This is a genomic window from Gillisella taibaishanensis, from assembly GCF_001938985.1.
Taxonomy (GTDB): Bacteria; Pseudomonadota; Alphaproteobacteria; order Rhizobiales; family Rhizobiaceae; genus Allorhizobium; species Allorhizobium taibaishanense.
In genome coordinates, this window is the sequence record NZ_MKIN01000022.1 from 785,081 (window position 1) to 807,507 (window position 22,427).

The 22,427-nt window shown below is 60.2% G+C and carries 18 protein-coding genes; 13 read left to right on the plus strand and 5 right to left on the minus strand.

Features of this window, described 5'->3' with window-relative positions:
* Window positions 1–412: 412 nt before the first annotated feature.
* Both BJF91_RS14795 and BJF91_RS14800 read left to right on the plus strand, forming a co-directional pair.
* Window positions 413–3,151, plus strand: coding sequence for a putative bifunctional diguanylate cyclase/phosphodiesterase (locus BJF91_RS14795; RefSeq protein ID WP_075615225.1), 2,739 nt, complete (start codon window positions 413–415; stop codon window positions 3,149–3,151).
* 206 nt (window positions 3,152–3,357) lie between these two features.
* The gene (locus BJF91_RS14800; RefSeq protein ID WP_234801628.1) at window positions 3,358–4,311 is read left to right on the plus strand and encodes a DMT family transporter; all 954 of its coding nucleotides are present in this window, start codon (window positions 3,358–3,360) and stop codon (window positions 4,309–4,311) included.
* A 53-nt stretch (window positions 4,312–4,364) separates the two neighbouring features.
* On the opposite strand, the gene BJF91_RS14805 is transcribed toward BJF91_RS14800, so the two are convergent.
* A complete protein-coding gene (locus BJF91_RS14805) occupies window positions 4,365–5,006 on the minus strand; it encodes a TetR family transcriptional regulator C-terminal domain-containing protein (protein WP_075615226.1) in 642 nt (213 codons plus the stop codon).
* A gap of 341 nt (window positions 5,007–5,347) precedes the next feature.
* Between BJF91_RS14805 and BJF91_RS14810 the strand changes: the two genes are divergently transcribed.
* The 11 genes from BJF91_RS14810 to BJF91_RS14860 all read left to right on the plus strand — a co-directional run bounded on the left by BJF91_RS14810 (window position 5,348) and on the right by BJF91_RS14860 (window position 19,507).
* A complete protein-coding gene (locus BJF91_RS14810; protein ID WP_075615227.1) occupies window positions 5,348–6,601 on the plus strand; it encodes a Zn-dependent hydrolase in 1,254 nt (417 codons plus the stop codon).
* Window positions 6,602–6,768: 167 nt separating this feature from the next.
* On the plus strand, window positions 6,769–7,296 hold the full coding sequence (locus BJF91_RS14815; protein ID WP_407639885.1) for an endonuclease domain-containing protein: 528 nt from the start codon (window positions 6,769–6,771) through the stop codon (window positions 7,294–7,296).
* Window positions 7,297–7,525: 229 nt separating this feature from the next.
* Window positions 7,526–8,980 carry a dihydropyrimidinase gene (gene hydA, locus BJF91_RS14820; protein ID WP_075615229.1) on the plus strand — a complete coding sequence of 485 codons (1,455 nt, stop codon included), beginning with the start codon at window positions 7,526–7,528 and terminating at the stop codon, window positions 8,978–8,980.
* Between the two features lie 89 nt (window positions 8,981–9,069).
* Complete coding sequence (locus BJF91_RS14825; protein WP_075615230.1) at window positions 9,070–9,630, plus strand: hypothetical protein; 561 nt, start codon at window positions 9,070–9,072, stop codon at window positions 9,628–9,630.
* Window positions 9,631–10,422: an ABC transporter ATP-binding protein gene (locus BJF91_RS14830; RefSeq protein ID WP_075615231.1), complete on the plus strand. Its 792-nt coding sequence runs from the start codon at window positions 9,631–9,633 to the stop codon at window positions 10,420–10,422.
* A gap of 45 nt (window positions 10,423–10,467) precedes the next feature.
* Complete coding sequence (locus tag BJF91_RS14835) at window positions 10,468–11,343, plus strand: ABC transporter permease (RefSeq protein WP_075615232.1); 876 nt, start codon at window positions 10,468–10,470, stop codon at window positions 11,341–11,343.
* Window positions 11,340–12,206 carry an ABC transporter permease gene (locus BJF91_RS14840; protein WP_075615233.1) on the plus strand — a complete coding sequence of 289 codons (867 nt, stop codon included), beginning with the start codon at window positions 11,340–11,342 and terminating at the stop codon, window positions 12,204–12,206. Before BJF91_RS14835 ends, BJF91_RS14840 begins: the two co-directional genes overlap by 4 nt.
* Before the next feature lie 32 nt (window positions 12,207–12,238).
* Window positions 12,239–13,243 (plus strand): ABC transporter substrate-binding protein, encoded by a 1,005-nt coding sequence (locus BJF91_RS14845; protein ID WP_075615234.1) that lies wholly within the window; start codon window positions 12,239–12,241, stop codon window positions 13,241–13,243.
* 562 nt (window positions 13,244–13,805) lie between these two features.
* Window positions 13,806–15,014 (plus strand): efflux RND transporter periplasmic adaptor subunit, encoded by a 1,209-nt coding sequence (locus BJF91_RS14850; RefSeq protein WP_234801648.1) that lies wholly within the window; start codon window positions 13,806–13,808, stop codon window positions 15,012–15,014.
* Window positions 15,015–15,026: 12 nt separating this feature from the next.
* On the plus strand, window positions 15,027–18,323 hold the full coding sequence (locus tag BJF91_RS14855; protein ID WP_075615235.1) for an efflux RND transporter permease subunit: 3,297 nt from the start codon (window positions 15,027–15,029) through the stop codon (window positions 18,321–18,323).
* Between the two features lie 476 nt (window positions 18,324–18,799).
* Window positions 18,800–19,507 carry a Crp/Fnr family transcriptional regulator gene (locus tag BJF91_RS14860; protein ID WP_139310739.1) on the plus strand — a complete coding sequence of 236 codons (708 nt, stop codon included), beginning with the start codon at window positions 18,800–18,802 and terminating at the stop codon, window positions 19,505–19,507.
* Window positions 19,508–19,532: 25 nt separating this feature from the next.
* Here BJF91_RS14860 and aidB read toward each other — a convergent pair whose 3' ends face one another.
* From aidB to ureE, 4 genes are read right to left on the minus strand one after another with little or no spacing between them, the layout of a single operon-like run.
* Window positions 19,533–20,351 (minus strand): AidB family quorum-quenching N-acyl homoserine lactonase, encoded by an 819-nt coding sequence (aidB, locus tag BJF91_RS14865; RefSeq protein WP_075615236.1) that lies wholly within the window; start codon window positions 20,349–20,351, stop codon window positions 19,533–19,535.
* A gap of 1 nt (window position 20,352) precedes the next feature.
* Window positions 20,353–20,964: an urease accessory protein UreG gene (gene ureG / locus BJF91_RS14870; protein WP_075615673.1), complete on the minus strand. Its 612-nt coding sequence runs from the start codon at window positions 20,962–20,964 to the stop codon at window positions 20,353–20,355.
* Window positions 20,965–21,023: 59 nt separating this feature from the next.
* Window positions 21,024–21,761 (minus strand): urease accessory protein UreF, encoded by a 738-nt coding sequence (locus tag BJF91_RS14875; RefSeq protein ID WP_075615237.1) that lies wholly within the window; start codon window positions 21,759–21,761, stop codon window positions 21,024–21,026.
* The gene (gene ureE / locus BJF91_RS14880) at window positions 21,754–22,254 is read right to left on the minus strand and encodes an urease accessory protein UreE (protein WP_075615238.1); all 501 of its coding nucleotides are present in this window, start codon (window positions 22,252–22,254) and stop codon (window positions 21,754–21,756) included. Before ureE ends, BJF91_RS14875 begins: the two co-directional genes overlap by 8 nt.
* Window positions 22,255–22,427 lie beyond the last annotated feature (173 nt).

Consider the following 22,427-nt stretch of genomic DNA (forward strand, 5'->3'; position numbering starts at 1 on the left):
TTTTTCATGTGCTGATTGTAAAAATTGATGAAATTATACGCTTCCGATTGCCGTGTATGTCGCCCTTGAACTACCGCAGACAAACGACCTCACAAACCCTTAGGTGCAATTTAAAACTTCCTCAGAGTTTTATTTGAGGTGACTGTGCCATACAGCAGAAAGACGCAAGCGTGACATTTCCGCAGTGAAGATCGGTTGAGCAAAAATCCCCGAATTCTTCCTAAAGTTGGAGCGCTTCGATAAATACTTTGAAATTGAGCCAATAAATCTGCATAAAGCCTAAAAAAGGAATCGGTCCACTGTCCAGTTCAAGCACTGTTTGCAGAAACGTGTTGCGAAGCGCTACAGGCGCAAACCGTGGCATCCGCAGATACTGCAGGAAATTGTGTGATTTCGCAGGTTCAAGAGTTCGATGATGGTCAAATCTGCCAGGATTGGTGGCATCGCTGAGCATATCAGGAAGCTGGCCGGCTTTTATTGGCCGGCGCTGATCGTCTGCGCGGCCGTATTCGTCACCATCATGCTGATCGACCGCCAGGACCGCAAAGCCTTTTCCGAAGACAGCAAGGTCTCTATCGGCGACAAATTGGGCCCGGTGCGCGCTCGGCTGGAAGGCAATATCAGGGCTGATATCCGCATGCTGCAAGGTCTGCTGGCGGCCATCGAAACCGAGCCGGACATGAGCCAAGTCCGTTTTTCCGCTATCGGTCGGCGGTTCTTCTCTCGGCCCGTCCGGCTGCGCAGCATCAGCCTCTCCAATGATCTGCGTAGTGGCGTTACCTATCCGCTGCTTCTGAACGAGGAGACCAATCGCGACTTTCTCGCCAGCCCGCAGGAAGCGCAGGCCGCGCTCCAGGCAGCCCGCACCAATACGTTTGTCGTCACGCCACCGATCGATCTTCCCCATGTCGGCCGCAGTCTGGTGATCTTCTATCCCGTCGCCTCCCCTCAGCTTGCCGAGGCGGCAACGGGCAATGCGGATCAACCCCCCGCTCCGGTCGGTGGTCATGGCCTGTTGCGCGGCACGGTCGATTTCGAGCGCCTGTTGCGCGGCAGCGGTCTTTACGATCTCGGCCTCGACCTCGATGTCGTGCTTTACGCAGACTCCAACGCACCGGATGCAGAAAACATTGCCTTTTTCGGCAATCCGGCACTGATCGATGGTCCCGCTGTGCGCATGCAGGTCAATATCGGCGCCCAGACCTGGATGCTGGCCGCAGCCCCCAAAACCGGCTGGCAACAGGCGGCCCGAGATCTCTGGCTGCACCGCCTTGTGATGTTCCTGCTGGCGCTGACGATCGTTACCCCTTTTCTATGGGTGGCGCATCTGCTGACAGAACGGCAACAGAATATTACCGACTTGAATGATCAGGAGCGCAAATTGCGCAACCTGTCGCAACGCCTGCAGATCGCGCTCGACTCCTCGCAGACCGGCGTTTGGGAAATGGACATTGCCAGCGAGGATCTGACCTGGGACAGTCGCATGCGCCAGATCTACGACTGCGACCCTTCGCGGCCGATCGTTACCCGCGAGGACTGGAGCAACAGTCTGCACCCCGACGACCGCGACAGCGCCTCCGAGGTGCTGGCCACCGCGATCCGCACCGGTTCCAGCTATTCGACCCAGTTCCGGATTATCGACCGCAACGGCCAGATCCGCCATGTCCGCGCCTTCGGTTCCGTCTACCGCGATGCCGATTTCCGCAAGAAGATGGTCGGGGTAAACTGGAATATTACGGCTGACGTCAAGATGCAGGAAGCGCTGCACGATGCCAAGACGGAGCTTGAGGCCCAGAACAGCGAGCTGGAGAGTGCCCGCCGCATTATGGAGCACACGTCGCTGCACGATCCGCTGACCGGCCTTGCCAATCGCCGCTTCCTCGACCGGCATCTGGCCGAGGTCGAGAACCGGCAGGGCGGCGGCAAGCCGATCATCCTGCTGCATATCGATCTCGACCGCTTCAAGGAAATCAACGACACCCTTGGGCACGCTGCAGGCGACGCAATGCTGCGCCACGCGGCCAGCCAGATCAACGGGCACATCGCCCCTGGCGATTTTGCCGCCCGCATCGGCGGCGACGAATTCGTGGTCGTCCGTCACGACGAAAGCAATACAGGCGCTGCCCGCGCGCTTGGCGAAGCATTGATCGAGGCGATCAACCAGCCGATCCGCTGGGAAGGCCAGGAATGCAGAGTTAGCGCCAGCATCGGCATTTCGCTGTCCTACAATGCCCAGCCACAGCTGGAACAGGCGCTGGTCAATGCCGATATCGCGCTCTACGAGGCCAAGCGCCGCGGCAAGAACCGGGTGGAATTCTTCTCCGACACGCTGAAGGAGGCCACACTCGCCACCAAGCGCACCGCCGACGCCATTTTGCGCTCGCTGGCGGACCACGATTTCATTCCCTATTTCCAGCCGCAATTCGATGCGCGCACCATGCAGATCACAGGCGTCGAGGCGCTGGCCCGCTGGCGCCATCCGCAACTCGGCCTGTTGCCGCCGATCGCTTTCCTCTCGGTAGCCGAAAGTCTGAATGTCGTCGCCTCCATCGACAACAGCATTCTCGAGCAATCGCTGGCCCAGGCCCGCCGCTGGCAGGATCATGGGTTGGAAACCCCGCATGTATCGGTCAATATCTCCGCCCAGCGCCTGTTCGATGATGGCCTCGTCGCCCGCCTGCAGGAAACGCCCCTGCCAGCCGGCGGTCTCGCCTTCGAGCTGCTGGAATCGATTTCCTTCGACGACAAGGCTGAAGCCGCCGCGACTGCCATCGGCCAGATCAAGGTGCTCGGCATCGATATCGAAATCGACGATTTCGGCACCGGCTATTCCTCGATCCTCAGCCTGCTGAAACTGTCGCCCCGCCGCCTGAAGATCGATCGGCAGCTGACCTTACCGATTCTGGAAAGCAAGCAGCAGCGCCGCCTGATCGGCTCCATCGTCGAAATCGGCCGCTCGCTCGGCATCGAAATCATTGCCGAAGGCGTCGAAACCCGCCAGCACGCCGAAATACTCGCCGATCTCGGCTGCCATACGCTGCAAGGCTACGGGCTGGCCCGTCCGATGAACGGCGATGATTTCTTCGCTCTCCTCAAGCGCCGCGCCACCGAGCGCATGGGTGCCGCTGCAGAGGGGATGGCCGCTGTCTAAGGGGCCATGCCACATTTCATCACAAATGCACGCTCGAGCGCTGTTGCGGGAAACGCTGCCTTCTTGAAGGCGCGCGTCCAAACGAATTGCACTAACGCTTTGCCTACACCCGTGATAAGACCTCGCTGATCCCGAAAGATTATGGTCCGGCAACAAGCCCGTGCGGCCCGCACGGCCTGTGGCCAATGATGCTCCGAGAAGATGACGTGACGATACCGACGACAACAGCCGCAACCGAGACACCCAGCAAGGTTGCCAGCCATAACAGCCATGCTCGCGGACGCGAAAAGCTCAAGGCCCATCTGGCGGTGCTGACATTTGCAGTTCTGCTGGCCACATCCTTTTCCTTCGGCGGCATGGCAACCCATATGATCGATCCGATCGCGCTGCAGGTCCTGCGCTACATCGTGACGATAGCGATCACCGCCACTCTGTGTTTTCAGGTAAAGTCCTATCCGCTCGCCTTGCCGCGCCGGCCCTGGCGCTACCTGATCATCGGGGCGTTGATGGCCACCTACATGATCAGCATGTTCATTGCGCTGCAATTTACTGCGCCAGTCGCAACAGGGGCGATCTTCACGATGATGCCGCTGATGAGTGCCGCTTTCGCCTGGCTGCTGATGCGCCAGAGAACGCGGCCCGGCGTGCTGGCAAGCCTGCTGATTGCCGCGACCGGCGCCATCTGGGTGATCTTTCGCGGCGACCTGCAGGCGCTGATCCATTTCGATGTCGGCAAGGGCGAGCTGATCTATCTGATCGGCGTCACCGCGCACGCGATCTATGTGCCGCTGCTGCGCAAGTTCAACGAGCGCGAGCCGGCGCTGATCTTCCTGTTATGGTCGGCGGTCGGCACGCTGGCCTTCATGCTGGTCCCCGGCCTGCCAAGGCTTGCGGCTCTCGACTACGGCGCCATCTCCTGGCTCGGCTGGGGGCTGGTGCTCTATCTTGCCGTCGTCACGACGCTGATCACTTTTCTTCTATTGCAATATGCCTCGCAGCGCCTGCCAGCGCCCAAGGTCCTCGCCTATAGCTATCTGACGCCGAGCTTCATTATAGTGCTCGAGGGCCTGATGGGCCATGGCTGGGCGCCACCGGCGGTGTTTACCGGCGCGCTGATCACTGCCGCGGGCCTGTTGGCCATGGCCCTGCTGCCGGACTGAGCCTTGGAGTGTTTCCAGGAAAAATAGGAACTGATTTTGCGCCCGGAAACACTCTAGCCGTCCGGCCTTAAACCCCGCAGGAACAGATCTTCCAGAAACCGCGCCGCGCGCTCGAACCGCTGCTGCTCCGCATCGCCCTCGCCCAGCACGGCGCGCACCTGCACGTCGAAATCGGCATAGTGTTGGGTGGTCGACCAGATCGAGAAGATGAGATGATAGGGATCGCAAGCCACGAGCTTGCCACTCGCAATCCAGCTGCGGATGACCTTGGCCTTTTCATCGACAAGATCCTTCAGCGGACCTCTCAGCACATCCTGAATGGTTGGCGCACCCTGCAGCACTTCATTGGCAAACAGCCGGCTTTCACGCGGAAAATCCCGGGCAAGCTCCAGCTTGCGCCTGATATAGTCGCGGATCTCTTCCTGCGGATCTCCATCGGCGTCAAAGGCGCGCAGCGGCTCAAGCCAATTGTCGAGCAGCCGGTCCATCAGCGCCCGATGGATCGCATCCTTGGTGCGGAAATAATAGAGCAGGTTCGGCTTCGACATTCCCGCAACTTCGGCGATCTGATCGATGGTGGCACCGCGAAGCCCTCGCATGGAAAACACGTCCAGCGCCGCCTGCAGAATGATCTCTTCCTTCTCCTCCTGAATTCGGGTCCGCCGCTGCGTCTTCGATGCCCTCGCTATTGCCATTCCCTCTCCCCGTTTTGTCCCTGTTCTTGCGATCATCGACCAAACCCGACCGCCGCTGACGCTTTGGCAGGCAGGAGAAAAAATTGGTCGGATTTTTCGCGTTTTGCGTCTTGAGTGCCGCGCCGGAAGCTGTAATGTTTACCAATCGGTCAAATATCGACCACTGCCCTCAGAAAGGCAATGGCCGGCAACGAACCGAGGCTCAAAAACAACAATAAGAGCCACTGCATGAGATTTTGCCTCCCGTCACCGGTGCGGCAACGGTCATGCGGCAGACATAAAAGTGGGAACAGCGGATTTCGAGAAGCATCGAAGCCCCTGCAAAAATTAGGAATTTTCAGATGACGGCTAAACCCGGCGCGAACTTGCGCGTGAATGGTGACCGGCTGTGGGACAGCCTGATGGACATGGCCAAGATTGGCCCGGGCGTGGCTGGCGGCAACAACCGCCAGACGCTGACCGACGAGGACGCCGAGGGCCGTGCCCTGTTTCAGTCCTGGTGCGAGGCGGCGGGCATGACCATGGGCGTCGACAAGATGGGCACGATGTTTGCCACGCGCCCCGGCACCGACCCGGACGCCCTGCCCGTCTATGTCGGCTCTCACCTCGACACCCAGCCGACTGGCGGCAAATATGACGGTGTGCTCGGCGTGCTGGCCGGGCTTGAAGTGGTGCGCTCGATGAACGATCTCGGCGTCAAGACCAAGCATCCCATCGTCGTCACCAACTGGGCCAATGAAGAAGGTGCCCGTTTTGCGCCGGCCATGCTGGCCTCCGGCGTGTTTGCCGGCGTGCATTCGCTCGATTACGCCTATGGCCGCAAGGATCCCGAGGGCAAGACCTATGGCGACGAGCTGAAGCGCATCGGCTGGCTCGGCGACGAAGAGGTCGGCGCCCGCAAGATGCACGCCTATATCGAATATCACATCGAGCAAGGCCCGATCCTCGAAGCCGAAAACAAGCAAATCGGTGTCGTCACCCACTGTCAGGGCCTGTGGTGGCTGGAATTTACCCTGACCGGCCGCGAAGCCCATACCGGCTCGACGCCGATGAACCTGCGCGTCAATGCCGGCCTTGCCATGAGCCGGATTTTCGAGATGGTCCAGGACGTCGCGATGAGCGAACAGCCGGGCGCCGTCGGCGGCGTCGGCCAGGTGTTTTTCTCGCCCAACTCCCGCAACGTTCTGCCGGGCAAGGTGGTGTTCACCGTCGACATCCGCACGCCCTCCCAGGAAAAACTCGACCGCATGCGCGCCAAGATCGAGGCGGAGGCAGCCAAGATCTGCGAGGCGCTCGGCGTCGGCTGTTCGGTGGAAGCCGTCGGCCATTTCGACCCCGTCACCTTTGATCCCACGCTGGTGGGTCGCGTGCGCGACGCCGCCGAACGGCTGGGCTACAGCCACATGAACATCATCTCCGGCGCCGGCCACGACGCCTGCTGGGCCGCCAAGGTGGCACCCGCAACGATGATCATGTGCCCCTGCGTGGGCGGCCTCTCGCATAACGAGGCCGAGGAGATCTCCAAGGACTGGGCCTCGGCGGGGTGTGATGTGTTGTTGCACGCGGTGCTGGAAACGGCGGAGGTTGTGGGGTGAGCATGGCCTCTGGCACCCCCTCATCCGGCTCTTCGAGCCACCTTCTCCCCGCTGGGGAGAAGAGGGAGCGTGCTGCACCCTTCGCGTGGGACCACGACGGTCGGGGAAAACGAAGCGAGTGCATCTGGGTCTCTTCTCCCCAGCGGGGAGAAGGTGCCGGCAGGCGGATGAGGGGGGCCGAAGGCCTCGAAGCCGCACGAAATCAGATTGCAGAACATATGAAGCCCCCCGCCAAGGGGGGCGTATCCAAGGCTGAAGTCAAGGTGGTCACCGGAGTTGCGGGCATGACCGACATTACCAAACGCCGCACAGGAAAAACCGGGCAAGCAAGGCAGTTAAGACAGAACGAGACAGAGGCTGAATATCGGCTTTGGAGCGATCTTCGAAACAGATTGCTCAACGGTCATAAATTCGCACGGCAAGTCCCGCTCGGCGCATATATCGCCGATTTCGTTTGCCGCGAGCGACGTTTGATCGTGGAACTGGACGGAAGCCAGCACGCTGAAAGCACCTCGGATGCCACGCGAACCGCATGGCTGAATGACCAGGGGTATGATGTGCTTCGGTTTTGGAACGGAGAGGTTCTCTCGCAAAAACGAGATGTTCTTGAAACAATACTTGCGGTTCTGGACGGTCGGATCACCGAAAGCTGCGAGACTTTGCGGTTTTATCCGGCGAAACGAGGATCGGCATGAGCGAGCATTGGGGCCTTCGGCCACCCCCTCATCCGGCTCTTCGAGCCACCTTCTCCCCGCTGGGGAGAAGAGAGAGTGTGCCGCGCCCTTTGCATGACGCCGAAGCGTCAGATGAATATGAAAAGGCCGCCTCTTGGTGTCTTCTCCCCAGCGGGGAGAAGGTGCCGGCAGGCAGATGAGGGGGGCCGAAGGCCACCGGAACGACAACGAAACACACGGGTGAACACTCATGAGCACAGTCATCAAGAACGGCACCATCGTTACCGCCGATCTCACCTACAAGGCAGATGTGAAGATCGAGGGCGGGGTCATTACCGAGATCGGCCCTGATCTTTCCGGCGATGAGACCCTTGACGCAACCGGGTGTTATGTCATGCCTGGTGGGATCGACCCGCATGTGCATCTGGAAATGCCGTTCATGGGCACCTATTCCGCGGATGATTTCGAGAGCGGCACGCGCGCGGGTCTGGCTGGCGGCACCACCATGGTGGTGGATTTCTGTCTGCCCGATCCCGGACAGTCGCTGCTGGAGGCGCTAGCGCGCTGGGACAACAAATCCACCCGCGCCAATGCCGACTATTCCTTCCATATGGCCATCACCTCCTGGGACGAGCGCATCTTCAACGAGATGCAGACGATCGTGCAGGACAAGGGCATCAACACCTTCAAGCACTTCATGGCCTATAAAGGCGCGTTGATGGTGAATGATGACGAGATGTTCGCCTCGTTTTCACGTTGTGCCGAGCTTGGCGCGCTGCCGCTGGTCCATGCCGAAAACGGCGATGTGGTCGCTGCCATGTCGGCCAAGCTGCTGGCCGAGGGCAATGACGGGCCGGAAGCGCATGCTTATTCCCGCCCCGCCGAAGTCGAGGGCGAAGCCACCAATCGCGCCATCATGCTGGCCGATATGGCAGGCGTGCCGCTCTATGTGGTGCATACGTCCTGCGAACAGGCGCATGAGGCCATCCGCCGCGCCCGGCAGAAGGGCATGCGCGTTTATGGCGAGCCGCTGATCCAGCATCTGACGCTCGATGAAAGCGAATATTTCGACAAGGATTGGGACCACGCCGCGCGCCGGGTGATGTCGCCGCCCTTCCGCAACAAGCAGCATCAGGACAGCCTTTGGGCCGGGTTGCAATCGGGCTCGCTGTCCTGCGTTGCCACTGATCACTGCGCCTTCACGACAGAGCAGAAGCGCTTCGGCATCGGCAATTTCATGCGTATCCCGAACGGCACCGGCGGGCTAGAAGATCGCCTGCCGATGCTCTGGACCTATGGCGTTGCCACTGGCCGGTTGACCATGAACGAATTCGTCGCGGTTACCTCGACCAATATCGCCAAGATCCTCAACATCTACCCGAAGAAGGGCGCGATCCTCGTGGGCGCCGATGCCGACATCGTCGTCTGGGACCCGAAGCGCACAAAGACCATCTCCGCCGCCAGCCAGCAATCGGCGATCGATTACAACGTCTTTGAAGGCAAGACCGTTAACGGCCTGCCCCGCTTCACCCTCACCCGCGGCCTTGTCGCAATCGAGGAAAGCACGATCAAGACCCGCGAAGGCCACGGCAAGTTCGTCAAGCGCGAGCCCTATCCGGCGGTGAGCAAGGCGCTGTCAACCTGGAAGGAGCTTGTGTCGCCGCGCAAGGTGGAACGCACGGGCATACCGGCCAGCGGGGTGTAAGGGGCATGATCAGCAAGAAGATTTCAGAAGCACCCGACGATTAGCGGGAGCGCCGGTCGCTGGATTGAGTTTTACATATTGGAACAAAAATGGAAAATAAAATCCAGATGTATTTCCCGTACGATTTTAAGTCCGCAGGGAAATTTTCCTTGCAATCCATAAACTCGGTTGCGTTTGGGTACTACTACGAGCTTCAATACATTAGAGGAACAAAGGGCGGCATCAAACCAGTTCGACGCGCAATATTCATCTCTAATGAAGAAGCACTGCTTTCAGCAGAATCAAACAGAACAGAAGGAACCGCATTTAGAATCTGTGCGATTAATACGCTATTCTTCTCGGGAGATCGGAATTTTGTTTTTTTCGAAAACGAAAATGACATAGAATTTAAAGATACATTACTAAATAGAGATTTTGATATTCAATCAGCTTTGCGGATCATTTCGCAGACAAACCAGCTTTGGTTCGGACCGATTAATTCCCGTGAAAAGAAAAAAAGGAAGGGAGGGTGGGATTTGCATTCGAAATCATACTGCGGAAATTATCAGTTGTGCTGGACCAGAGAGAAGTCGTCCCGCAGGAGATATAAAAAAATCAACCGCATAAAAAAATCCCTTTTAGGGATTATCATCGCCGGAGCTTGTTGCTGAATGACAGACAATCCCTACTCCGTCGTCTCTGCCAAAGACCTCTGTCTGACCTTCCAGACCAATGATGGGCCGGTGCATGCGCTGTCCAACGTGGATCTGGAGGTGAAAAAAGGCGATTTCGTTTCCTTCATCGGCCCGTCCGGCTGCGGCAAGACCACGTTTTTGCGGGTGATTGCCGATCTGGAGCGGCACACGTCAGGCAACATCACCGTTAACGGCATGACGCCTGAAAATGCCCGCAAGGAGCGCTCCTACGGCTATGTCTTCCAGGCGGCAGCGCTCTACCCCTGGCGCACCATCGAGCAGAATATCGCGCTCCCGCTGGAAATCATGGCCTATAGCACTGACGAGAAGAGAAAGCGGATCGAGCAGACACTCGAGCTGGTCAATCTCGCAGGCTTCGGCAAGAAATTCCCCTGGCAGCTCTCAGGCGGCATGCAGCAGCGCGCTTCCATTGCCCGCGCCCTCGCCTTCGATGCCGATCTGCTGTTGATGGACGAGCCCTTCGGGGCGCTGGACGAAATCGTCCGCGACCATCTCAACGAGCAATTGCTGAAGCTCTGGGACCGGACCAACAAGACCATCTGTTTCGTCACCCACTCGATCCCGGAAGCCGTCTATCTCTCCACCAAGATCGTGGTGATGAGTCCTCGGCCCGGTCGCGTCACCGACGTGATCGAGTCCACCCTGCCGCGCGAACGGCCACTGGGGATCAGGGAAACGCCGGAATTTCTGGAAATCGCGCATCGCGTGCGCGAGGGTCTGCGGGCGGGGCATAGCTATGATGAATAGAGTGCTGGTGTATGGCGCTATGCGCGGCACGAGAGGTGCAACCCCATGACCAACCTCCGCGCCCGCATCCTTCCCGTTCTCACTGTCATCCTGGCCATCCTGATCGTCTGGCATGTCTTCGTCGTCATCCTCAACGCACCCTTCGTGCGCGATCAGGCAGCACGGGCGGGCGAGACTGTAAGCTTTGCCCAGGTCGTCGAGCAAACCTTCAACCAGGAACGGCCGGTGCTGCCCGCGCCGCATCAGATCATCGCAGAGCTCTGGGACACGACCATCGACAAGCCGATCACGTCAAAACGCAGCCTTGTCTATCATGCCTGGGTGACGCTGTCGGCGACGCTGGCGGGCTTTGGCATGGGCACGGCGCTCGGCATTCTGCTGGCCATCGGCATCGTCCATAACCGGGCGATGGACAAGTCGCTGATGCCCTGGGTGATCGCCAGCCAGACCATTCCAATCATTGCGGTGGCGCCGATGATAATCGTGGTGCTGAATGCCATCGGCATATCAGGGCTGATGCCGAAGGCGCTGATCTCGACCTATCTGTCGTTCTTTCCGGTGGTTGTCGGCATGGTCAAGGGCCTGCGTAGTCCAGATGCGATCCTGATCGATCTGATGCGCACCTATTACGCCAGCAAGACCCAAACGTTCTGGAAGCTGCGGATGCCGGCTGCAATGCCCTACCTCTTCACCTCGCTGAAAGTCGCGATTGCCATTTCGCTTGTCGGAGCTATCGTCGGGGAATTGCCGACGGGCGCTGTGGCAGGCCTTGGCGCGCGGCTGCTGTCGGGCTCCTACTATGGCCAGACGGTGCAGATCTGGGCCGCTTTGTTCATGGCGGCCGGGCTTGCCGCCATTCTGGTGGCGCTGATCGGGGTTGCGCATAGCGCCGTGCTGAAACGGATGGGAGAGCGGGCATGAATTTCTACCTGATCTTCGCCCTCACCTTCTGGCTCGCCGCCTGGGCGATCAACGAATGGCTGGTGCGCCGCCGCTTTACGGAGCCTGGCCTGCAAAGGGCGGCCAATCTTGCCGTGCCGCTGCTGTTTGGTGTGACGCTGCTGGTGATCTGGGAATGCGTGGTGCGCGGCTTCGACATTCCGTCGATCCTGCTGCCGGCGCCCAGCATGATCTGGACGCGGCTGATCCATTCCCTGCCGATTCTTTGGGCCGATTTCCAGCAAACCTTCCTGAAATCGGTGATCACAGGCTATGTCGCTGGCTGCGGGTTGGGCTTCGTCGTAGCAGTCCTGATCGACCGCTCGCCCTTCCTGAAGCAAGGCCTTTTGCCGATCGGCAATTTCGTCTCCGCGCTTCCGGTGGTCGGCATCGCACCGATCATGGTCATGTGGTTCGGCTTCGACTGGCCCTCGAAAGTGGCCGTTGTCGTGATCATGACCTTCTTCCCCATGCTGGTGAACACCGTGCAGGGCCTGTCCGCGGCCAGCAATATGGAGCGCGACCTGATGCGCACCTATGCCGCCAGCTGGTGGCAGACGCTGATCAAGCTCAGGCTGCCCGCCGCGTGGCCCTTCATCTTCAACGCGCTGAAGATCAATTCGACGCTGGCGCTGATCGGTGCCATCGTCGCGGAATTCTTCGGCACGCCCATCGTCGGCATGGGCTTTCGCATCTCGACCGAGGTCGGCCGCAGCAATGTCGATATGGTCTGGGCTGAAATTGCGGTGGCGGCGCTGGCCGGCTCCGTCTTCTATGGTTTGGTGGCGCTGACTGAAAAGGCCGTCACCTTCTGGCATCCGTCTGTCCGTGGTGGGCAACGCTGATACAAGGCTCAATAACAAGAGAGGGAACGATAATGAAAAATAAAATCGCTTCACTACTGATGGCAGGCACCGTGTCCTTGCTGGCCATGCAGGTACCAATGCAGGCCCAGGCAGCCGACAAGCTGACCCTGCAGCTGAAATGGGTGACCCAGGCGCAGTTCGCCGGCTATTACGTCGCCAAAGACAAGGGCTATTACAAGGAAGAAGGCCTCGACGTCGACATCAAGCCCGGCGGTCCCGATATTGCTCCGGCCCAGGTTCTGGCCGGCGGCGGTGCCGATGTGATCGTCGATTGGCTGCCGTCAGCGCTGGCCACTCGCGAAAAGGGCGTACCGCTCGTCAACATCGCCCAGCCTTTCAAGCATTCCGGCATGATGCTGACCTGTCTCAAGGAAAGCGGCGTCAAGACTCCGGCCGATTTCAAGGGCAAGACGCTGGGCGTCTGGTTCTTCGGCAATGAATATCCCTTCCTGTCCTGGATGGCACATCTGGGCATCAAGACCGACGGCAGCGCCGATGGCGTGAAGGTGCTGAAGCAGGGCTTCAACGTCGACCCGCTGCTGCAGAAGCAGGCCGCCTGCATTTCCACCATGACCTATAACGAATACTGGCAGGTTATCGATGCCGGCATCAAGCCGGACCAGTTGATCACCTTCCCCTATGAGAAGGAAGGCGTCGCCACCCTTGAAGACGGTCTCTACGTGCTGGAGCCGAAGCTGAAGGACGCAGCCTTCAAGGAAAAGATGGTCAAGTTCGTGCGCGCTTCGATGAAGGGCTGGAAATGGGCTGAAAAGAACCCGGATGCCGCAGCCGGCATCGTGCTCGACAATGACGCGTCAGGCGCCCAGACCGAAAAGCACCAGAAGCGGATGATGAGCGAAGTCGCCAAGCTGACCGAAGGTTCCAAGGGCGCCCTTGACGAGGCTGATTACAAGCGCACCGTTGCCACCCTACTGGGCGGCGGCTCCGATCCTGTCATTTCCAAGGAACCGGTCGGCGCTTACACCCATGAAATCACCGATGCCGCACTGAAATAGTCTGCACGATCTTCAACTTAAAATGTATCCGCCGCCATGGCTCCATGGCGGCGGCGCGCTTTCAAGGTCAGGTTCGGCAACACTGAAGCTGAAGCCGGCCAGAAGATTCTTCCTTTAATTTCATATTGGTACAGGTCTAGCCAAAGGATCTGCGCAATCCCCGAGTATCGCGGTTCGGTCAGATCCGAGCGCCGCCGTGACCCTACCGTTTCCTTTACCTCATTTTGCGGTGCACGGCCTCATTGCAGTGCCATAACCGGGAACGCCATTGCGCCGCCTTCGGCCCTGTCGTAACCTCCACCCATTAAAACCAGGGTTTTCCCCAATTGGGCAGGCCTCGACTTTCTATTTAAAACCATTTCGACCTATTTAAAACCATTGCGGCCATATTAGTGTATTATGGCATAGCCATAGATCCCCAAGGGATTTTAAAAGCCATGTTCAAGATTTTGACGTGCCTGGCCGGCGAACACCGGGCAGCGGGAGGACAGCAAGCGTGACAGATCCTATTCATCCGGTTTTGCCGGGGATTGCGCGTGCGACATCGCGCCTGGCGCCTGTTGTGCTCGGCATCGCGCTGCTGCTGCCGCTTTCCAGTGCTGCCGTTGCCGAATCTGTTCCGGCCCAGTCAGCCCCGCCGCCGGCTGACAGCCAGCTGCCCGCCATCGTCGTGGCCGAGGCCGGCACCGCGACGCTGACCGACAAGGTCATCGGCACCGGCAGCATCAAGGCGGTCGAGGAAATTTATGTCCAGCCGGAAGTGGATGGCCTCGCCATCCGCAACCTGCTGGCCGATGTCGGCGACAAGGTCAAGGCGGGTCAGGTTCTCGCCACGCTGGATGGCGACAGCCTGATCCTGCAGAAGGCGCAATATGCCGCCAACCAGGCCAAGGCCGAGGCGTCCCTCGCCCAGAACAAGATCCAGCTGATCGATGCGCAGGCGAGCGCCGCAGAAGCCGAGCGGCAATTGACACGCGGCCAGTCGCTGGTCACAGGCGGCACGATTTCCACAGCCCAGGTTCAGCAATACGAAACATCTGCTATAAATGCCCGCAACAAGGTGGACAGCGCCCGCCAGGCCATCACCATTGCCGAGGCCGAATTGAAGGTCGTGATCAGTCAGGTCGCCGATCTCGACCTGAAACTTGCCCGCACCGACATCAAGGCACCCTTTGGCGGGCTGATCACCGCCCGCAATGCCCGCATAGGCGCCATTGCTGCCGGCTCCGGCCAGCAGCTGTTCACCATCATCCGCGAAGGCAAGATCGAGCTGGTCGCAGAGGTTTCGGAAAGCGACATGCAAAAGATGCAGGTCGGCCAACCCGCAGAAATCACCATTGCCGGGCAGGTCAAGCCGATCAGCGGCCATGTTCGGCTGATCTCTCCCGCCATCAGCGCCACGACCCGGCTGGGCGACGTGCATGTCCTGCTCGACGACAGCGATGCCGCCCGCCAGGGCATGTATGCCAGCGCGGTCATCACCGTCGCCTCGGCCTCCGGCATCGCCCTGCCACTCTCGGCCATCGACAGCAGCAAGGCTGGCAGCTTTACCCGCGTGGTCGAAAAAGGCGTTGTGCGCCAGGTGAAAATCGAGACCGGCATCGTTGAAAACGGGATGATCCAAGTGACCTCGGGCATCAAAACAGGCGACCTCGTGGTGCTGAAGGCCGGCGCCTTCGTGCGTGACGGCGACCGGGTGCGTCCGGTGAAAGAAGGCGCCAGCCATGCTTCGGCAGAGGCATCGGGCCAATCCACGACCGTTTCGAACTGACGAGGCAAGACGATGAATTTCTCCGCCTGGTCGATCCGCAATCCCATCGCTCCGCTGCTTGGCTTCTTTCTGTTGATGGTGCTGGGCTTCCAGTCCTTCCAGCGCCTGCCGATCACCCGTTTTCCGAATATCGATGTGCCTGTGGTGTCGATCAGCGTTACCCAGAGCGGCGCCTCGCCATCCGAGCTGGAAATGCAGGTGACCAAGGAGGTCGAGGATGCCGTAGCCTCGATCAACGGCGTCGATGAAATCTCCTCCAAGGTCAATGATGGCCTGTCCGTCACCTCTGTGGTGTTCCGCATCGAAATTCCCACTGCTCAGGCGGTGCAAGACGTCAAGGATGCCGTTGACCGGATCAGGAACGATCTGCCGGCAGGCATCGACGCGCCCATCGTCACGAAGGTCGATGTCGAGGGACAGGCGATCCAGACCTTTGCCGTTTCGGCACCGAATATGACGCTGGAGGAGCTGTCCTGGTTCGTCGATGACACGATCAAGCGGGCCCTTCAGGGCCAGAAGGGCATTGGCCGCATCGACCGTATCGGCGGCGCCGATCGGGAAATCCGTATCGAGCTGGATCCGGACCGGCTGAATGCGCTCGGTATCACCGCAGCCGATGTCAACAAGCAGCTTCGCGGCACCAACGTCGATATCGGCTCTGGCCGAGGCCAGGTGGCAGGCGCCGAACAGGCGATCCGCGTGCTCGGCGATAGCCGCAATGTCAGGGCGCTCGCCAATACCACCATTGCGCTGTCATCGGATCGCTTCGTCAAGCTCGCTGACCTCGGCCGGATCATCGACACCTATCAGGAGCCGAAGAGCTTCGCGCTGTTCGACAACCAACCGGTCGTCTCCTTCTCGGTATTTCGCTCCAAGGGTGCCTCCGACGTGGCAGTTGCCGAACTGGTAGCGAAAAGCCTGGACGACGTCCGCGCCAAGAACCCCGGCGTCGGCATCAACCTGATCAGTGACTTCGTCTATTTCACCTATGGCAATTACACCGCCGCCATCGACACATTGCTGGAAGGCGCGATTCTGGCCGTCATCGTTGTCTTCCTGTTCCTGCGCAACTGGCGCGCCACGATCATTTCAGCCATCGCGCTGCCGCTTTCGGCCATCCCGACTTTCTGGATTCTCGACCTGATGGGCTTTTCGCTCAACCTGGTCAGCTTCCTGGCGCTAACGCTGGCAACCGGCATCCTGGTCGACGATGCCATCGTCGAAATTGAAAACATCGCCCGCCATATCAAGATGGGCAAGTCGCCCTACCGGGCCGCCATCGAGGCTGCAGACGAAATCGGTCTGGCTGTTATCGCCACCACCTTTACCATCGTCGCCGTCTTCGTGCCGGTGTCCTTCATGGGCGGCATTCCCGGCCAATATTTCATCCAGTTCGGCCTGACTGTCGCTTTCTCCGTAATGTTTTCGCTGCTGGTCGCCCGGCTGATCACACCGATGATGGCCGCCTATCTGATGCGCCCGGAAGACGGCCATGACGATGACGAGCATGGCGAAGGCCGGTTCATGCAGCTTTATACCAAGCTGGTGCGGACAACGACGCGAACCTGGCTCTATCGCTACCTGACGCTCGCCGCAGCCCTGGTATTTCTGGTCGTCTCCGTCGGCCTGCTGCTGCGCGTGCCCACCAGTTTCATGCCCCCGGAAGATGCCGGCCGTGTCACTCTGTCAGTAGAACTTCCGCCCAATGCGACGCTGGCGGAAACCGAGATCCGCGCCCGCCAGATCACCGCCGCCTTGCAACCGCTGCCCGGCGTCGAGGCCGTGTTCGTGCAGGGCGGCACCTCGCCCGCCGGTGATCTCGAATTGCGCCGCGCCGCCGTGACCCTGCATCTGTTCAGGATCGAGCATTCGCTGGTCAAGACGGTGGTCAACAAGCTAATCGGCGGCTTGCCGTTGATCGGTCCTTTGCTGCCAAAAATGACTGCCGACGGTCGTACCATCCCGCAATGGCAGATCGAGCAGGCAGCCTTTGCCAAGCTGCGCGACATTCCCGATATCCGCGTTCAGAAGATGAACGACCGCGGCGCCCGCGACATGGCCTTCTACTTCCTGTCCAAGAACGAGGACGACCTGACCAATGCCGTCAGCATTCTCGAAGCCAAGCTGCGCACCGTGCCCGTTCTCGCCAATGTCAGCGCCGACGGCTCCCTGCCCCGGCCGGAATTGCAGATCCGCCCGAAGCCGGATGAGATGGCAAGGCTTGGCATCACCGCTCAGCAGGTTTCTGAAACCGTGCGGGTGGCGACGATCGGCGATATCGATGCGCAATTGCCGAAGATCTCGCTCGATGACCGGCTGATCCCGATCCGGGTTCAGGCCGCTCTCGACCAGCGCCGCAATCTCGGCGCGATCCGGGCGCTGAAGATCAAGAGTGCCTCGGGTTCGATGGTGCCGCTGTCGACCGTGGCCGACATCGACTACAGCCAGGGCATCAGCTCGATCAAGCGCAACCACCGCGACCGGGTCGTTTCCATCGGCGCCGACTTGCCGCAGGGCGTGGCGCTGGATACAGCGACGGCCGCCTTCAAGAAGGCAGTGGCCGAGGCCAATATCCCCGCCAGCGTCTACCTGAAGGAAACCGGCGATACCAAGGTGCAGCAGGAAATGCTGACGAGCTTCGTCAACGCGATGATCCTCGGCCTGCTGTTGGTGCTGACCGTGCTGATCCTGCTGTTCAAGGATATCATCCAGCCCTTCACCATCCTCCTGTCGCTGCCGCTTGCCATTGGTGGCGTGGCGGTGGCGCTGATGATGACCCACAACGCGCTGTCCATGCCTGTGCTGATCGGCATCCTGATGCTTATGGGCATCGTCACCAAGAACGCCATCCTGTTGATCGATTTCGCCATCGAAATGCGGCGCCACGGCATGGAGCGGGTCGAGGCCATGGTCGAGGCTGGCCGCAAGCGCGCCCGGCCGATCATCATGACCTCCATTGCCATGTCCGCCGGCATGCTGCCGTCAGCGCTCGGCGTGGGCGAAGGCGGCTCCTTCCGCTCGCCAATGGCGATTGCCGTGATCGGCGGCATCATCGTGTCGACGGTGATGAGCCTTGTGGTCGTGCCCTGCTTCTTCCTTGTGATGGACGACCTGTCCCGCCTGCTCGGCGCCACCTTCGGCCGCCTGGTCGGCAGCAAGGAACATGAGCGCCCTGTCCTCGATCCGGCCGCCCTGACCGAGTTGCAGGAAGCCACCGCCGGCCGCGTCGCCACCCTGGAGACCCGCGTCAACGGACTTGAAACTGGCATTGGCAGCAACCCGCAGCGGCGCTTTTCAAGCGGGCCGTAAAGGGACGTTTTGACCATCGGGAACCGGTCGTCTTGGACGGCCGGTGACCGACGACGAAGCCTGTCAACAGACCCGAGTTGAGCAACTGTACCCATGCGACCGGCTGCGGCGAAAACCTTTCGGTACATCGCAAGCATTTGGCCGCCTTCCTAACGTCATCAGCAGAAAAGCAACTAAAAAGTGCATTTTCTATTGATCGAAATCAATCCCTTCCCTGCATTTCCCAACTAATGTGACAGCATCGACCAGCGGCGGGGGCCGATGGCGGCAATGAGCCTGATCAGGACGCGGACGGACCCATCGGGTCGCACGCCCTTGGGTTGAATTGCGCTGTTCATCAGATCCCTCTTGTGACGGCTCATTGTCTGTCCGTCCCCAGGCAGGTGCTGCCAGGTGCTGCAGCGTCGTATCGATGCGGCGGCACCGATCTCGGTATTCGTTTGGGGGCGGGCCGCATCGGCGCCCGTATGCCTGGCATGGTGGAAAAGGACGGTCTGGCAGTGAACAAGGTTTTGAATTTGAACAGTCGGGAACGCAATATTCTGGTAAAGTCGCCGTTGCTGGCCACGCTTGGCCCTGGCTCCTTGACCCGGATGATTGACCTGGCGACGGTCTTGAGCTTTGAGGCTCGCGACATCCTGTTTCGCGATGGCGATCCGGCCGATTATTTCTACTGCGTGCTCACGGGCTATGTCCGGCTCTACCGGCTGAACAAGGATGGCCGCGAGGCTGATATCCGCATCAGCGGCAGCGGCGACACCTTCGCCGAAAGCCTGCTCGCCATGGGCGACAGCTATCATTACAACGCCCAGGCCGCCGAAAACGTCACTGTCGCCCGCTTCGATCTCGCCAAGGTGCGTGCGCTGGCCGAGCAGGAACATGATATCGCCCGTGCCGTGATCCGTTGCCTGTCCAACTATCTGCGCAGCACCATGGACTGCATCGCCAATGACCGGCTGCAGACAGCGCCGCAGCGGGTGGCACAATATCTGATCGACAATTGCCCGGTCAGCGGCGGCGCCGTCTCGATCCGCCTGCCTTTCCAGAAGAGCCTCTTGGCCGGCAAGCTCGGTCTGGCCCCGGAAGCCCTGTCGCGCGCCTTCTCGACGCTTCGCGGTAATGGCGTGACGGTGCGCGGCCGGATGATACAGATCAACGATATCGACGCGCTCAGGCAGATCTGATTTAAACTTACACCGTTCGCGTCTTTCAGGCCGGGACGAAGCGCCAGCGTGTTCCGGCCTTTTCCATGCGCACGAAGCCGGTGACATGGCCGCCAGAGGCAATCCAGCCCTCTTCGCTGGCACGCACGAAAATGCGGCGGCGGCTTGCCGCGCCCTGGGCAGCATCCGAATCGTAGATGAAGCAGAAATCGGGATCATCGAGCTGAAGGCCGGGCGCATGCACAAGATCGCCCCACAGCAACAGCTTTTCCGCCCCTTCGCCGATCAGATAGCCACTATGGCCAGGTGAATGGCCGGGCATCGACACCATCTCGATGCCATCGGCAACCGGGCCTTCCGGCATCGCCCGCACGCGGTCGCCGTAGGTTTCCACCAACCGGGCGGCAATCTCGAAGCCGCCACGCCTATAGGTAGGAACTGTCTCCTTCAGCGCAGCATCGGTGAAGAAGGCCAGATCCGCCTCGGGAACAATGATCTCAGCCTCTGGAAAATAACGGCCAGCCTCACCGAACAGGCCAAGCGCATGGTCGCCATGCAGATGGGTTATCAGCACCCGGCGCACGTCGCTGCGGCCAACTCCAGCCGTTTCCAGCGCCGCCCATCCAAGGCCCAGTTCCGGTCCCCAGTGCGGCCCCGTTCCAGCATCGACCAGCGTGATCCCGTCAGGGCCAGACAGGACGAAAAAATTGACATCCATGTCGATGGTCGGCACCTGCGAGGCCGCGACAGCACCGTCGCGCAGCGCTGGACTGCTGGCATGATGCAGGTGATCGATCGGTGCCCGATAGACACCATCAATGATCGTTGTGATGTCATAGCGCCCGAAGCGGCGTGGCTCAGCCATCTCAAAGAGCTCCCTGGGTTTCGAGGAAACGAACAATGTGATCGATGCCGTCGCCTCGCTTCATGTCGGTAAAGACAAACGGCTTGCTCTCCCGCATTCGCGCCGCATCTCGGTCCATCACGTCGAGATCGACCTCGACATAGGGGGCGAGATCCTTCTTGTTGATGACCAGCAGGTCGGAGCGGGTAATGCCCGGGCCGCCCTTGCGCGGGATTTCCTCACCCTGGCAGACGGAGATCACATAGATCGTCACATCCGCAAGGTCGGGCGAAAAGGTCGCGGCCAGATTGTCGCCACCAGATTCGATGAAGACCACGTCGAGGTCGGGAATCCGCGCATTCAGATCGGCAATCGCCTGGAGATTGATCGAGGCGTCCTCACGGATCGCCGTGTGCGGACAGCCGCCGGTTTCGACACCCACCACCCGGTCCGACGACAAGGCCTGCATGCGGATCAGCGCATCGGCATCCTCGCGGGTATAGATATCGTTGGTCACCACAGCCACCGAGTAGCGCTCGCGCATCGCCTTGCAGAGCTTCTCTGTCAGCGCCGTCTTGCCGGAGCCAACCGGGCCGCCAATGCCAACCCGCAAAGGACCATGTGCCGATTTCATGCTTTTCCCCTTTTTGAAATTATAGGCAGTCAGTTCAGCAGCGATCATGGGACGAGCCATTACGAGCGAAACAGCCGCACCGCCTGCTGCTCATGCCGCGCCGAGACGATATCGACAGCAATTGTGGCACTGCCGAGATCGTCCAGTGTGCTGCCCGCCGCACGCCTTGCCGTCTGTGCCGCGGCCTGTTCAAGACCGGCCAGAATAGCAAGACCGCCGTTCTGGCCGGTCAGTCCAAGCCGGATGCCAGCCGAGACCTGCTGCGACAGCGCGGCATGGAGATAGGCCGCGATCAGCGCCTCGCAGCCTATCATCTGGCTGGCGCCAACCGCACCGACGATGACGGGATAGGCCACCGGGCCGCTCGCAAGACCCGAGACCATCTCAGCCCAGGGACCGGCAGCATCGCGAAAGGCTGCGCCCAGCGCCGTTGTTTCCAGATGCCGCTCGCGCGAGCCCGCCAGCGCCAGCGCCAGATCGGAAACCTCAGCCAGCGGGCCTGGCTCACGCCAGACGCGCCAGGCTTGCGCCAGCAGCACGGCATCGTTCCACAGCGGTCCATGGGTCAGCAGGGAGGAAAGCCAGCGCGACAGCGCTTCCGTACGGACGAGATGTCGCGCGCTTTGTAGCGGAGGCTCAGAAGAACCGGGGTTCCCCTCCAGCAGGCCGTCTTCCACCGCCTTTTCCAGGCCGGACGAATAGGCGAAGCCGCCGACCGGAAAGGCGGGCGACAGCCAGGTCATCAGACGGATCAGGCCAAGCGTGTCGAGGGCGGCGCCAGCAGTGGCATCAGCCATGGGAATGACCCGAGCCTTGATGGCTGTGATGGCTGTGATGGCCGTGGCTGCCATGATTTCCATGGCTGTGATAGGCGCCACGCACTGGTTGGAACGGTTCCACCACGTCGCTAACCTCCGCACCCAGACCTTCCAGCATGGCGCGGATGACAGGATCGCGGCCGATCAGGATACGGCCCGTCTCGATCTGGGCCGGCAGATGCCGATTGCCGAGATGCCAGGCAAGCTCGAGCAAATGTTGGCCATCACGCGGCGTGATCGCGTAGAGCCGCTCTTCGGCAGCCTTCACCTCGATCTGGTCGCCGTTCTCGATCACCAGCCGGTCGCCATCGGCAAACAGTACGGCTTCCTTCAGGTCCAGCATCACCATCTCGCCGTCGGCAAGATGCAGCAATTTACGGCGTAAATGCCTGCCGTCATGGGCCAGAACCACCGTCGAGACCGCTGGATCAAGCGCATCCTTGGCTAAAACGTAAGAGGTCACGCGCAGCATCGCCACTCCATGATCCCGCAAAGCGCCGCAGCGCTGCAGGGTCGCTATCGATTTCTTAAAAAGCGGATCGGCGGAGGGTGTCCGCCAGACGGTTACGAAAGGACCTTAGTCCCCGCAACATCTGGACTTTGCGCAAAATCCACGCCCGGCGCAACAGGCAAATGACGCAGGAG

What these genes read in the sequence shown, in the direction of transcription:
- BJF91_RS14795 (WP_075615225.1), top strand. Translation starts at nt 413, where the DNA reads ATGATGGTCAAATCTGCCAGGATTGGTGGCATCGCTGAGCATATCAGG.
- BJF91_RS14805 (WP_075615226.1), bottom strand. Translation starts at nt 5,006, where the DNA reads ATGGCAATAGCGAGGGCATCGAAGACGCAGCGGCGGACCCGAATTCAG.
- BJF91_RS14810 (WP_075615227.1), top strand. Translation starts at nt 5,348, where the DNA reads ATGACGGCTAAACCCGGCGCGAACTTGCGCGTGAATGGTGACCGGCTG.
- BJF91_RS14815 (WP_407639885.1), top strand. Translation starts at nt 6,769, where the DNA reads ATGAGGGGGGCCGAAGGCCTCGAAGCCGCACGAAATCAGATTGCAGAA.
- hydA (WP_075615229.1), top strand. Translation starts at nt 7,526, where the DNA reads ATGAGCACAGTCATCAAGAACGGCACCATCGTTACCGCCGATCTCACC.
- BJF91_RS14825 (WP_075615230.1), top strand. Translation starts at nt 9,070, where the DNA reads ATGGAAAATAAAATCCAGATGTATTTCCCGTACGATTTTAAGTCCGCA.
- BJF91_RS14830 (WP_075615231.1), top strand. Translation starts at nt 9,631, where the DNA reads ATGACAGACAATCCCTACTCCGTCGTCTCTGCCAAAGACCTCTGTCTG.
- BJF91_RS14835 (WP_075615232.1), top strand. Translation starts at nt 10,468, where the DNA reads ATGACCAACCTCCGCGCCCGCATCCTTCCCGTTCTCACTGTCATCCTG.
- BJF91_RS14840 (WP_075615233.1), top strand. Translation starts at nt 11,340, where the DNA reads ATGAATTTCTACCTGATCTTCGCCCTCACCTTCTGGCTCGCCGCCTGG.
- BJF91_RS14845 (WP_075615234.1), top strand. Translation starts at nt 12,239, where the DNA reads ATGAAAAATAAAATCGCTTCACTACTGATGGCAGGCACCGTGTCCTTG.
- BJF91_RS14855 (WP_075615235.1), top strand. Translation starts at nt 15,027, where the DNA reads ATGAATTTCTCCGCCTGGTCGATCCGCAATCCCATCGCTCCGCTGCTT.
- BJF91_RS14860 (WP_139310739.1), top strand. Translation starts at nt 18,800, where the DNA reads ATGGTGGAAAAGGACGGTCTGGCAGTGAACAAGGTTTTGAATTTGAAC.
- aidB (WP_075615236.1), bottom strand. Translation starts at nt 20,351, where the DNA reads ATGGCTGAGCCACGCCGCTTCGGGCGCTATGACATCACAACGATCATT.
- ureG (WP_075615673.1), bottom strand. Translation starts at nt 20,964, where the DNA reads ATGAAATCGGCACATGGTCCTTTGCGGGTTGGCATTGGCGGCCCGGTT.
- BJF91_RS14875 (WP_075615237.1), bottom strand. Translation starts at nt 21,761, where the DNA reads ATGGCTGATGCCACTGCTGGCGCCGCCCTCGACACGCTTGGCCTGATC.
- ureE (WP_075615238.1), bottom strand. Translation starts at nt 22,254, where the DNA reads ATGCTGCGCGTGACCTCTTACGTTTTAGCCAAGGATGCGCTTGATCCA.